The organism is Amycolatopsis sp. MEPSY49 (assembly GCF_051337345.1).
GTDB lineage: Bacteria > Actinomycetota > Actinomycetes > Mycobacteriales > Pseudonocardiaceae > Amycolatopsis.
Genome location: NZ_JBDLYJ010000006.1, coordinates 272178 through 284734, shown reverse-complemented (window position 1 = coordinate 284734; position 12557 = coordinate 272178). Strand labels below are relative to the sequence as shown.

At 71.8% G+C, this 12557-nt stretch carries 10 protein-coding genes; 2 read left to right on the top strand and 8 right to left on the bottom strand.

The window, feature by feature from the left end; genetic code table 11:
* Positions 1-305 precede the first annotated feature (305 nt).
* Positions 306-2087 carry a hypothetical protein gene (locus ABFJ78_RS27420; RefSeq protein ID WP_436389484.1) on the top strand — a complete coding sequence of 594 codons (1782 nt, stop codon included), beginning with the start codon at positions 306-308 and terminating at the stop codon, positions 2085-2087.
* Here ABFJ78_RS27420 and ABFJ78_RS27415 read toward each other — a convergent pair.
* Together ABFJ78_RS27415 and ABFJ78_RS27410 are read right to left on the bottom strand one after the other, a co-directional pair.
* Positions 2084-3208, bottom strand: coding sequence for an FAD-dependent oxidoreductase (locus ABFJ78_RS27415; protein WP_436389483.1), 1125 nt, complete (start codon positions 3206-3208; stop codon positions 2084-2086). The genes ABFJ78_RS27420 and ABFJ78_RS27415 overlap by 4 nt on opposite strands.
* Before the next feature lie 95 nt (positions 3209-3303).
* Positions 3304-4626, bottom strand: coding sequence for a PLP-dependent aminotransferase family protein (locus ABFJ78_RS27410; RefSeq protein WP_436389482.1), 1323 nt, complete (start codon positions 4624-4626; stop codon positions 3304-3306).
* A gap of 68 nt (positions 4627-4694) precedes the next feature.
* Here ABFJ78_RS27410 and ABFJ78_RS27405 point away from each other — a divergent pair, with 68 nt between their 5' ends.
* Complete coding sequence (locus ABFJ78_RS27405; protein WP_436389481.1) at positions 4695-5351, top strand: O-methyltransferase; 657 nt, start codon at positions 4695-4697, stop codon at positions 5349-5351.
* 1 nt (position 5352) lies between these two features.
* Here ABFJ78_RS27405 and ABFJ78_RS27400 read toward each other — a convergent pair whose 3' ends face one another.
* From ABFJ78_RS27400 to gcvH, 6 genes are all read right to left on the bottom strand, one after another.
* Complete coding sequence (locus ABFJ78_RS27400; RefSeq protein ID WP_436389704.1) at positions 5353-7260, bottom strand: transglycosylase domain-containing protein; 1908 nt, start codon at positions 7258-7260, stop codon at positions 5353-5355.
* A gap of 83 nt (positions 7261-7343) precedes the next feature.
* Positions 7344-8063: a FadR/GntR family transcriptional regulator gene (locus tag ABFJ78_RS27395; RefSeq protein WP_436389480.1), complete on the bottom strand. Its 720-nt coding sequence runs from the start codon at positions 8061-8063 to the stop codon at positions 7344-7346.
* A gap of 462 nt (positions 8064-8525) precedes the next feature.
* Positions 8526-9893: an L-serine ammonia-lyase gene (locus ABFJ78_RS27390; protein ID WP_436389479.1), complete on the bottom strand. Its 1368-nt coding sequence runs from the start codon at positions 9891-9893 to the stop codon at positions 8526-8528.
* A 14-nt stretch (positions 9894-9907) separates the two neighbouring features.
* Positions 9908-10909, bottom strand: coding sequence for a lipoyl synthase (gene lipA, locus ABFJ78_RS27385; RefSeq protein ID WP_436389478.1), 1002 nt, complete (start codon positions 10907-10909; stop codon positions 9908-9910).
* Positions 10906-12180, bottom strand: coding sequence for a serine hydroxymethyltransferase (gene glyA / locus ABFJ78_RS27380; protein ID WP_436389477.1), 1275 nt, complete (start codon positions 12178-12180; stop codon positions 10906-10908). Before glyA ends, lipA begins: the two co-directional genes overlap by 4 nt.
* A complete protein-coding gene (gene gcvH, locus ABFJ78_RS27375) occupies positions 12180-12557 on the bottom strand; it encodes a glycine cleavage system protein GcvH (RefSeq protein ID WP_436389476.1) in 378 nt (125 codons plus the stop codon). Before gcvH ends, glyA begins: the two co-directional genes overlap by 1 nt.

Below are 12557 nucleotides of genomic sequence, written 5' to 3'. Positions count from 1 at the left end.
CGCGCGAGTCCCGTACACCGGTACGGGCGTGAACTGGGGAGTTCGAAATGCGCGAAATCAGCACTGGGGACCGATTCGCCGCGGCCGACGAGACGGCCGCGATCGGCACGGCCAGGTGACCAAAGCGCCCCAATGTGGCCTTGGTTGCGTCTGACGCACCCAAGGCGGCCTTCGGTGCGTCTGACGCACCGAAGGCCACATTGGGGCGCTTGAGCCGAGGCCCGGTGGTGCTGTTCATGCCGGGGCCGGGCCCGGCCGCTACCATCGCTTTCCGGGCGTGATCGGGGAGCGGAAGGCGGGCAGGCGTGGACGTGGCGAGTCCTGCGCGCGCCGCCGCGCCGGAACCCGTGTCCGCCAAGGCCGCGCGGCCGCTGCTGCGCTGGGGCCTCCACGCCGGCTGGGTCCTCGTGCTCGCCCTGGCCACCGAACTGCGCGTCGGCCGCTTCGGGTTCCACCCCTCCGACCAGGGCTTCATCCTCGCCCAGGCGTGGCGAGTCCTGCACGGCGAAGTCCCGCACGCCGACATCATCTCCGCGCGTCCGCTCGGGTCGGCCGTGCTGCACGTCGCCGACTTCGCGCTGCCGATGCCGCTGTTCTTCGGGTCCAGCTTCCTGTCGATGATCGAGATCATCGTCGCCACCATCGCGTTCGCCGCGCTCGTCACGCGCCGCCGCGTGCTGGAGTGGGGCCCGGGCATGACGGCGATGGTCGCCGCGGCGTCGCTGATCAACCTCAACGCATTCCCGCTGATGGCCTGGCACACCGTCGACGGCATCGCGCTCACCGCGTGCGGCGCCTGGGCTCTCGACACCGGGCTCGGCAAGAACCACGCGTTCGCCCGCCGCGGTGGGCTCGTGCTGCTCGGCTGCGCGGTGTTCGTCAAGCAGAGCTTCGTGCTCGCCGCGGTGATCGGGGTGGTGTGGCTGCTGCTGCACCCGGCCACCCGGACCGGCAGCCGGCGCGTGCTCCGGTTCGTCCTCGACCTCCTCGCGCTCGGCGCGCCCGGGCTGCTGTACGTCGCGTGGGTCAGCCTCGGCGGCGGGTTCGCCGAGATGGTCGAGCAGCTGACCGGCGGCGTCCCCGCGTACGGCGAACGCCTGCTCGGGCTCTGGCTGGAAGACCCCGAGGCGCTGACCCGGGCGCCCGTGCGGGAACTGGCCTTCTTCGCCGCGATCGCCGTGGTGCTGCTCGCCGTCCGGCTGCCGGGTGACCGGCTCGGCGCGGCCGGGCGGATCGCGTCCTGGGTGCTGGTGCTCGCCGGGGCGGCGGCGATCGTCTGGACGGTCGTCGACGGCCGGTTCACCGGCTCCTCGCGCTGGGCGGACGTCCTGTGGTGGATCGTCGCGGTGAGCGTGCCGGTCAACGCGGCCGTCACGCGCAAGGTGCCCTGGGCGGGGCTGCTCGTGCTCGCCACCGGGTTCATGACCAGCCTGTCGTGGGGCAACGACACGCCGACGCTGCTCACCGGCACCCTCGCCCTGACGGCGTTGCTGCTGCTGAGCCACGTCGTCCCGCCGCGGCCGCGGCTGGCCCGCCGCTGGGTGACCGTGACGGCGGGCCTGACCGCGGTGGCGGTGTGCGGCTGGGTCGTCGTCGTCCGCCACGACCAGGCCGCCTACCTCGACCTCGGCCACGACCGGCTGACCGCCGACCTCGGCGACGTCACCCCGGCGATGGCCGGCATCCGCACCAACCCCTCGACGCACACGTTCGTCCGCCAGATCCGCGACTGCCTGGACCGCTTCCCGGCCGCGAAGACGGCGGTCCTGCCGGACAGCCCGTTCGCCTACCCCGCGTTCGGCCTGCGCAACCCGTTCCCGCTCGAATGGCCGCTGCCGCTGGAGATCGTCGGCGACGCGCCCGAGCGCATGCTCGCGACGGCCGACCGGCTGAACCGCGAAGGCGGTTACCTGGTGCTGTTCGAGACGGACTCGATCCGCCAGCTCGCGACGGGCGGCCCGGTGCCGGAGTCGATCCCGGCCGACACGCCGGTGTTCGACTACCTCGGCCTGGAAAAGGCGATCCAGGCCCGGCTCACGGGCCGCGCCGTCACGTGCGGCAGCTTCGTCGGGAAGTACGCGCCCTAGTCCTGCTCGCCCCGGACCAGTTCGAGCAGGCTCTCCGGGACGTCGTCGCCGAACAGGCTCTCGAGGAGGACGGCGTCGTCCACGGGCGTCGCACTGCGGACGAACATGGCCTCCTCGTACTGCGCGATAGCGGCCTCGACGTCGTCCGGGTGCGCGGCGAGGGCCTGCCCCAGCTCCGCGCCGTCCAGCATGGCCAGATTGGCACCTTCGCCGTTCGGGGGTGCGAGGTGGGCGGCGTCGCCGACGAGGGTCACGCCCGGCACGCGGTCCCAGCGGAGCCCGACCGGCAGCGTGTAGTGCGGGCGCAGCACCGGGTCGGTGTCGCCGTCGGTGATCAGGGCCGTCAGCTCCGGGGCCCAGCCGTCGAACTCTTCCGCGATCCGCGCGGCGGCCGCGGCGGGGTCGGTGAAGTCGATCTCGGCGAACCAGTCCAGCGGCCGGGCGAGCACCACGTAGGCGTGCAGGGTGTCGCCGCTTTCGCGGTGGGCGTTGATGCCGTCGTCCGGCGAGCCGCCGTGCGCGACCATCGACCCGCTCCCGACGGCCGCCGCCGTGGCGGGGTGCCGGGTGTCGGCGTCGAACAGGTAGGTCTCGACGAACGCTTCGCCGGCGTACTCGGGCGTGGCGTCGGTGAGCAGCGGCCGGACCTTCGACCACGCGCCGTCGGCGCCGACCAGCAGGTCCGTGCCGACACTCGTGCCGTCGGCGAAGGTCACTTCGTGGCCGCCGCCGTCGAGCGCGCGGACCCCGGTGACCTTGTGCCCCCACCGGACGGTGCCTTCGGGGAGCGCGTCGAGCAGCATCCGCCGCAGTTCGCCGCGCTGGACCTCGGGCCGGCCGCCGGTGCCGTCGTCGACCTTCTCGAACAGCAGGTTCCCGTCCCGGTCGAGGATCCGCATCGCCTGGCGGCCGTCCAGGACGAGCCCGCGGAACTCGTCCGCCAGGCCGGCGGCTTCGACGGCGAGCTGCCCGTTGTAGTCGTGGATGTCGAGCATCCCGCCCTGCAGCCGCGCCATCGGGGACGCGTCGGCCTCGTAGACGGTGACGGGGACGCCGTGGACGTGCAGGACCCGGGCCAGCGTGAGGCCGCCGAGGCCGGCGCCGACGATCGTGACGGTCATGGGTGCTCCTTCGGTTCGTTGTGCGACAACCGAAGAGTGGCGCGGCGCTCTGGTGCGGCCCGCACACCGCACTGGCACGCCGCTGGCACCCGCTGTCAGTCGGCCAGCAGGTCGTCGGGACTGCCGCCGGCCAGGGTCGCCAGGACGTCGAGCGCGGCTTCCAGGGTCGGCACCGGCGGCGCGGACACCGCGACGCGCACGGCGTTCGGTGCGTGGCCCGGCAGGACCGCGAACGCCGCGGCCGGGAGCAGCGCGATGCCGCGCCGGGCGGCCGCCGCGACGAACGTGTCCGCCCGCCACTGCTCCGGCAGCTCCCACCAGCGGTGGTACGACGCGGCGTCGCCGCGCAGGCCCGGCAGCTTCTCCTGCACCACCAACGCCCGGGCGGCGGCGTCACGACGTTTCGCGGCTTCGACTTCGGCGAGGGTGCCGGTCATGATCCACTGCGTCGCCGCTTCGACGGCGAAGCGCGAGGCAGCCCACGCGCCCGACCGCACCGACGACGCCAGCCGGGGAGTCCACGCCGGCGGCGTCACGAGGAATCCCGCCGTCAGGCCCGGGGCGACGCGCTTGGAGAGGCTGTCGACGAACACCGTCCGCTCCGGCGCGTACGCGGCGAACGGCCGGACGTCGTCGCGCAGGAACGTGTAGATGCCGTCCTCGATCACCGGCAGGTCCAGCCGCCGCACGACGTCCGCCAGTTCTTCGCGGCGGCGCGCGGGCATGGTCGTGCCGAGCGGGTTGTGCAGCGTCGGCTGGACGTACAGCGCGCGGACCGGCTCGGCCGCGGCCAGCGCGGCCGGGACCAGGCCGTGCTCGTCGGTCTCGATCGGCACCAGCTCGACGCCGAGGCGGGCGGCGAGGCCCTTCACCACCGGGTAGGTGAGGGACTCGACCGCGAGCCGCGCGCCCACCGGCACGAACGCGGCGACGGCGGCCGCGATGGCCTGCCGTCCGCTGCCGGTGAAGAGCACGGTCGCCGGGTCCGGCCGCCAGTCGCCGCGGGTGAGCAGCGTGGCGGCGGCCTGCCGGGCGGCCGGCGTGCCCGCGGCGCCGATCGGGTGCAGGGCGGCGGTGAGGACGTCGTCGCGCAGGAGGGGTTGCAGGGCCCGGGCGAGCTTCGCGGATTCTTCGGGCAGGACGGCGAAGTTGAGTTCGAGGTCGACGCGCGCGTCCCCGGGTTCGGCGAGCGCCGGTTCGGGCGGCGGTTTCGCGGCCCGGACGAAGGTGCCGCGGCCGACCTCGCCGACGGCCAGGCCCCGCCGGACGAGCTCGCCGTAGACGCGGGCGGCGGTGGAACCGGCGATCCCGCGCTGCCGCGCGAACCGCCGCTGCGGCGGGAGGCGGTCCCCGGGCCGCAGCCGGCCGGCCTCGATGTCGGCGGCGAGGGCGTCCGCGACGACGCGGTAGTCGTCCATGTCCACCTTCCCGCCTGCGAGCACTCCTGAGCATGATCCCAGCCCGCTAGGTTGGTGGTGGAGGTGCCATGACCGACAAGACCTGGGCCGAAGTCGACGACTACCTCGCTTCGGCGCTGCTCCCCGCCGACCCCGTGCTCGACGCGGCGCTCGCCGACTCCGCGGCCGCCGGGCTGCCGCACATCGCCGTCGCGCCCAACCAGGGGAAGCTGCTGAACCTGCTCGCCCGGCAGGCCGGCGCCCGTTCGATCCTGGAGATCGGCACGCTCGGCGGGTACAGCACGATCTGGCTGGCCCGCGCGCTGCCGGCCGGCGGCAAGCTGGTGACCTGCGAATACGAGCCGCGGCACGCCGAAGTCGCGCGGGCGAACCTGGCGCGCGCGGGCTTCGGCGAGGACGTCGTCGACATCCGCGTCGGCGCCGCGCTCGACACGCTGCCGACGCTGACCGGGCCGTTCGACTTCGTCTTCATCGACGCCGACAAGAGCAACCTCGCGAACTACGTGCGCGCGTCGCTGGAGCTGTCGCGGCCGGGGACGACGATCGTCGTCGACAACGTCGTCCGCCAGGGCGGGGTGGCCGACGCGGAGAGCACCGACCCGAACGTCCTGGGCGCGCGCGAGATGTTCGGCGTCCTCGCCGCCGAGCCGCGGCTGGACGCGACCGCCGTGCAGACCGTGGGCGCCAAGGGGCACGACGGGTTCGTGCTCGCCCTGGTCCGCTGACTCAGCGCGGCGGCCGCACCACCGGCGGCGGGCTCCCGCCGGCCGGCCGGGCCTGTTGCCCGGCCAGGGCCGCCGCCGTGTACGCGCGCCAGACGTCGGCCGGGACGACGTCGCCGATGAGCTTCACGCCGTTGGCGTCCTTCAGCCGGCGTTCGTCGTCGGAGCCGATCCAGACCGCGGTCGCCAGCCGCGGGGTGTAGCCGACGGCCCAGGCGTCCTGGTTGCCCTGGCCACTGCGGTGTTCGGCTTCGCCGGTGCGCAGCGCGGCCCCGCTGCCGTCGGTCAGGACGCCGGTGACGTCCCGGGCGATGCGGCGGCTCTCGGCGCCATCGTCGTCGAACGCGGGCCGCGCGGTGTCGGTGTGCTCCCAGACGACCGCGCCGCTCTCGTCGCGCACCTTGGCCACCAGGTGCGGGGTGGTGCGGCGGCCGTCCGCGGCGAACGTCGCGTAGGCGCCCGCCAGGTCGAGCGGCCGCAGCGGGTACCGGCCGATCGCGATGCCCGGGCCGATGAGGAAGCCGTCCTTCTCCCGCATCGTCGGCGTGCCGTCGACGGTCTCGGGGATGCCGGCCTGCCGCGCGGTCTCGCTCAGCGCGTCCGGCCCGAGCTTCTTCGCCAGCGCGATGAACGTGCCCTGGGCGTGCGCCTGCATCGCGGTGCGCGGCGTGCACTTCGGGCCGCAGATCTCCGGGTACTTGAACTTCTCGCCGAGGAACTCCTGCTCCTCGGGCGCCGGGACCGGCACGTCCGGGCCGTAGCCGCGGCGCAGGGCGGCGGCGAGCGTGAACGGGTAGAACGCTGAGCCCGCGGCGTGCGGGGTGCTCGCATAGTCGCGGACACCCTGGTCGCCGCCCTGGTAGGCGCGGACGGCGCCGGTGTTCGGGTCGACGGACACCAGCGCGCCGCGGAACTCCGCCGGCTCGCCCTTCAGCCGGTCCTGCAACGTCTTCTTCGCGGCGTCCTGCAGGCCGCGGTCCAGCGTCGTCTCGACCGTCATGTTGCCCTGCTGGAGCCGCCCGAGCGGGAAGCCGTCGTCTTCCAGTTCGGCGAGGACCTGCTGCTTGACGTGGAACTGGTCGTAGGTGAGGCGGCCGGCGCGGGTCTCGGACGGCGACTGGATCTCGGCGCCGGGGTAGGCCATCGGTTCGCCCGGCTGCACGTACCCGCGGGCTACGAGCTTGTCGTGCACGTACTGCCAGCGCCGGGCGGCGTGCGCGTCGCCGGACGCGGCCGGGTCGTGCACCGACGGCGACTGGATCATCCCGGCGAGGAACGCCGCTTCGCTCCACGTCATCGAGTCGTCGAGCTTCCTGCCGAAGTAGGCGTTCATCGCCGCGGCGGGCCCGAACGTGCCGCGGCCGAAGGAGATGATGTTGACGTAGCTTTCGAAGATCTGCTCTTTGCTCTGTTCCTGGGTGATCTTCGTGGCCAGCACGAGCTCGGCGAACTTGCGGCCGAGCGTGGCGTCGTCGTCGCCGGTGGACTTCTTGATGTACTGCTGGGTGATCCCGGACCCGCCGCCGACGCCGGTGAGGAACGCGCGGCCGATGCCGGTCGGATCGAAGCCCTGGTTGTCCCAGAAGGTCGGGTCCTCGGTGGCGATGATGGCGTCGCGCAGCTTCGCGGGCACCTGCGCGTAGGGCACGAAGGTGCGGTCACCGTCGGCCGGGACGACCTTGAGCAACTCCGACCCGTCGGAGTAGGTGAGCACGACGGTCTTGTCGAGCCCGGCGAGGACCTCTTGCGGGCTGCGGACGTCGAGCACGAGGTAGGCGACCCAGAAGGCGATCAGCGGACCGCCGACGAGCGTGCCCACGGTCCAGTAGGCGATCCGCCGGAAGCGGCGCCATCGGCGACGGCGCGGGGTGTCCGGCTTTTCCGGGGTTTCGGCTTCGTCCTCGGTCGGCAAGGTCACGAATGGATGACGGCCGAACGGGTGAGGAGGTTCGGTGGAGAACTACCGAGAGTTGTTCGAATCCTGTCAAGACGCGGTCAGGAGAGGAACGCGCGCAGGAGGGACGCCGTGCCTTCGATGTGCTCGGCCATGGCCTGGCGGGCGGCGGGGGCGTCGCCCGCCAGGATCGCGTCGACGATCGCCTCGTGCTGGGCGTTCGAGTGCTCGAGGTTGGGCGGCAGCAGCGGGATGCGGTCGAGCAGCTGGTTGACGCGGGTGCGGGCGTCGGCCATCGCCGTGGTCAGGGAGCCGGACGCCGTGACTTCCGCGATCGCCAGGTGCAGGCGGGAATCCTTGCGGCGGTAGTCGTCGAGGTCCGCGCCGGCGGCTTCGGCGAGGGTGCCGGTGAGGTGGCGGCGGTCGGCCGGGCTCAGCGACCGGGCGGCGGCCATCTCCGCGGCGCCGGTCTCGAGGACGTACCGGAGGCACAGCGCGTCGTCCAGGCCGGCGGCGTCGATCTTGCCGTCGGGGGCGGGCGGCCCGGGGAGGGTGTCGTTCACGAACGTGCCGCCGTAGCGGCCCCGCCGTGACTCGACGTAACCGGCGTCGGAGAGGGCGCGGATGGCTTCGCGGAGCGTGACACGGCTGACCCCGAGGCGTTCGGCGAGCTCGCGTTCCGACGGCAGCCGCTCCCCCGCGCCGACCACGCCGAGGCGGATGGCCTGCAGCAGCCGTTCGACGGTCTCCTCGAAGGCGTTGCCCGCGCGAACCGGCCGGAACAGCGCTTCACCGGCATTCGCCACCGAGGTCGACTCCATCCCGCGAGTTTAGGCCGCCGGGCACCGTCGGAGTGGCCTCGGGCTCGCGCGGCGGTCACACTGTGTTCGCGGTGCGGAAAACCGGTGGAACCGGACGGCCACGGTCGGCGACGATGGGTCCACCGACACCGAACATCGACGCAGGGGGCGATCCGGTGCACTTCCTGATGGCGGAGGACTTGGTCCACGAGCGAGAGGACGAGCTGCGCCACGGCGTCCGCAACCGGCCGCCGGGCCGGGCGGCCCCGAGCCGCAGCCCGGGAACGCGGAAACAGCAGCTGGGCTGGCGCCTGGTGGAGGTCGGCCTACGGCTGGCCGTGGAACCAGACGAAGCTAGCGCCGCTAGGAAAACGCATCTTTCCTAGGGAAAGCTCGCTCCCGGCACCCCGAGACGCATCTTTCCTAGGGAAAGCTCGCCCCCGGCACCCCCGAGACGCATCTTTCTCGGGGAAAGTGCCGGGGTCAGCACTCGATGACGTTCACCGCCAGGCCGCCGCGGGCCGTTTCCTTGTACTTCACGCTCATGTCCGCGCCCGTCTCGCGCATCGTCTTGATCGCCTTGTCCAGCGTCACCACGTGGCTTCCGTCGCCGCGCATCGCCATCCGGGCCGCGTGGATCGCCTTCGACGCTCCCACCGCGTTGCGCTCGATGCACGGGATCTGGACCAGGCCGCCGACCGGGTCGCAGGTGAGCCCGAGGTGGTGCTCGACGCCGATCTCCGCCGCGTTCTCGACCTGGGCCGGCGAGCCGCCGAGGACCTCCGTCAGCCCCGCCGCCGCCATCGCCGACGCCGAACCCACCTCGCCCTGGCAGCCGACTTCCGCGCCCGAGATCGAGCCCGTCTGCTTGAGGATCGAGCCGATCGCGCCCGCCGTGAGCAGGAACGTCACGATCCCGTCGTCGGTCGAGTGCCGGATGAACCGCTGGTAGTAGTGGAGCACCGCCGGGATGATGCCCGCCGCGCCGTTGGTCGGGGCCGTGACCACGCGCCCGCCCGCCGCGTTCTCCTCGTTGACCGCCAACGCGTACAGGCTCACCCAGTCCATCGCGTACAGCGGGTCGTCCGCGCCGTCTTCGGCCAGGAGCTTCTCGTGCAGCGAACGCGCGCGCCGCGGCACCTTCAGCCCGCCCGGCAGGACGCCTTCGTGCGTGCAGCCGTTGCGGACGCACTCCGCCATGACCGCCCAGATGTCCAGCAGCCCGGACCGCACCTCCTCGGCCGTGCGCCAGGACAGCTCGTTCGCCAGCATGATTTCGCTGATCGGCTTCCCGGTGGCCGCGCAATGTCCCAGCAGGTCCGCGCCGGTGCGGAACGGGTACGGCACCGGCGTCGAGTCCTCTACGAACACCGTGTCCGTCTCGTACGACTCGTCGCGGACGAACCCGCCGCCGACCGAGTAATACGTCCGTTCGCGCAGCAGCGAGCCCGACGCGTCGAACGCGCGGAACACCATGCCGTTCGGGTGCGCCGGCAACGACTTGCGCCGGTGCATGGTGAGGTCGGTGTCCTCGTCGAACGCGATTTCGTGCGTGCCGGCCAGCAGCAGCCGCCCGGACTCGCGGATCGCCGCGATGCGCCCGGGCACCGTGTCGGTGTCGATCTCCTCCGGCCGCGAGCCCGACAGCCCGAGCAGGACGGCTTTGTCGCTGCCGTGCCCGAACCCGGTCGCGCCGAGCGAGCCGAACAGCTCGGCTTGGACGCGGGACACCGAGGCGAGGTCGTCGCCGAGTCCGTCCACAAAGGTCAGTGCCGCCCGCATCGGCCCGACGGTGTGGGAGCTCGACGGGCCGATGCCGATGGAAAACAGGTCGAAGACGCTGATCGCCATTGATCCGCCCCTTCCTATCGCGCCAGCAGGGAGCTGGCTTCTTGCGCGGCCGGGCCCTGGTCGGCGAGGTGCCGCAGGTTCTCCGGCAGCTCCTCTCCACGGTAACCCTTGGTCTGGGCGTAGAGCCGTCCCGCGCGGTACGACGACCGCACCAACGGACCCGCCATCACACCCGCGAAGCCCATCGCCTCGGCAGCCTTGGAGTGCTCGACGAACTCCTCCGGCTTCACCCAGCGGTCCACCGGGTGGTGCCGGGGCGAGGGACGCAGGTACTGCGTGATCGTCAAAATCTCACACCCCGCATCGACCAGGTCCCGCATCGCCGGCGCCACCTCGTCGGGCGTCTCACCCATGCCCAGGATCAGGTTGGACTTCGTCACCAAACCCGCCTCACGCGCCGCCGTGATGACTTCCAGCGAACGCGCATACCGGAAACCCGGGCGGATCCGCTTGAAAATCCGCGGCACCGTCTCCACGTTGTGCGCCAACACCTCCGGCCGCGCCCCGAACACCTCGGCCAACTGCGCAGGATCAGCGTTGAAGTCCGGAATCAACAGCTCAACACCCGTACCCGGATTCAACGCGTGAATCTGCCGAACGGTCTCGGCATACAGCCACGCACCACCATCGGAAAGGTCATCACGCGCGACACCGGTGACCGTCGAATACCGCAACCCCATCGCCTGCACCGACTCCGCGACCTTCCGCGGCTCAGCACGGTCCAGCTCAGCAGGCTTACCGGTATCGATCTGACAGAAATCACACCGACGCGTGCACTGATCACCACCGATCAGGAACGTGGCCTCACGGTCCTCCCAGCACTCATAGATATTGGGACAACCGGCCTCTTCACACACCGTGTGCAAACCCTCGCGACGCACGAGACCCTTGAGCTCGGTGAACTCCGGCCCCATCCGCACCCGCGTCTTGATCCACGACGGCTTCTTCTCGATCGGCGTCTCACTGTTGCGGACTTCCAGACGCAACAGCTTCCGACCCTCGGGCAACGCGCTCATCGCGAAAGGTCCGCGTACAGCGGGTGCTTCTTGGCCAGCGTCTCGACGCGGTCACGCAGCTTGGACCGCAGGGCGTCGTCGAAGTCCGGCTTGAGGGCCTCGGCGATGACGTCGGCGACCTCGGTGAAGTCCTCGGCCTGGAAGCCGCGGGTGGCCAGCGCCGGCGTGCCGATCCGCAGGCCCGACGTGATCATCGGCGGCCGCGGGTCGAACGGTACGGCGTTGCGGTTGACCGTGATGCCGACCTCGTGCAGCCGGTCCTCGGCCTGCTGACCGTCCAGAGTGGACTGAACGAGGTCGACGAGCACCAGGTGGACGTCGGTGCCGCCGGTCAGCACGCGCACCCCGGCGTCAGCGCAGTCCGACTGCGACAGCCGCGCGGCCAGGATCCGCGAGCCTTCGAGGGTCCGCTGCTGACGCTCCTTGAACTCGTCGCTGGCGGCGATCTTCAGCGCGACGGCCTTGGCCGCGATGACGTGCTCCAGCGGCCCGCCCTGCTGGCCCGGGAACACCGCCGAGTTGATCTTCTTCGCCAGCTCCTCGCGGGACAGGATGAGGCCGCCGCGCGGGCCGCCGAGGGTCTTGTGCGTGGTCGTGGTGACGATGTCGGCGTGCGGCACCGGCGACGGGTGCAGCCCGGCCGCGACCAGGCCGGCGAAGTGCGCCATGTCGACCATCAGGCGAGCGTCGACAAGGTCCGCGATGCGGCGGAACTCGGCGAAGTCGAGCTGACGCGGGTAGGCGGACCAGCCGGCGATGATCAGCTTCGGCTTGTGTTCGACAGCCAGGCGCTCGATCTCCGCGAGGTCGACGATCCCGGTCTCTTTGTCGACGTGGTAGGCGACGACGTTGTAGAGCTTGCCCGAGAAGTTGATCTTCATCCCGTGCGTCAGGTGGCCGCCGTGGGCCAGGTCGAGGCCGAGGATCGTGTCGCCCGGCTTGAGCACGGCGAACATCGCGGCCGCGTTGGCCTGCGCGCCCGAGTGCGGCTGGACGTTGGCGTGCTCGGCGCCGAAGAGGGCCTTCGCGCGGTCGATGGCGAGCTGCTCGACGACGTCGACGTGCTCGCAGCCGCCGTAATAACGACGTCCGGGGTAGCCCTCGGCGTACTTGTTGGTCAGCACCGAGCCCTGCGCCTCGAGCACGCCCACCGGGGCGAAGTTCTCGGAGGCGATCATCTCCAGGGTCGACTGCTGGCGGGTCAGCTCGTCCGCGACGGCTGCCGCGACCTCGGGGTCGACGTCGGCGAGGTGGGCGTCGAAGGTCGTCATCAGTTCTCCTGGGTGTGCGCGGCGTACGCGGCGGCGTCGAGCAGGTCGGGCACGTCCCCGGTCAGACGCACCTTCAGGAGCCATCCTTCGGTGTACGGGTCGGAGTTGATGACCTCGGGGGTGTCCGATGTGGTGCCGTTCACCTCGACGACCTCGCCGGAGACGGGCGCGTACAGCTCGCTGACCGACTTGGTCGACTCGACCTCGCCGAACACCTCGCCGGCGGTGATCGTCGAGCCCGGGTCGGGCAGCTGGACGAACACGATGTCACCGAGCGACTCGGCGGCGAAGGCGGTGATGCCGACGGTGGCGACGCCGTCCTCGACCTTCAGCCACTCGTGTTCCTTGGTGTACTGCAGGTTCTCGGGGATGCTCAC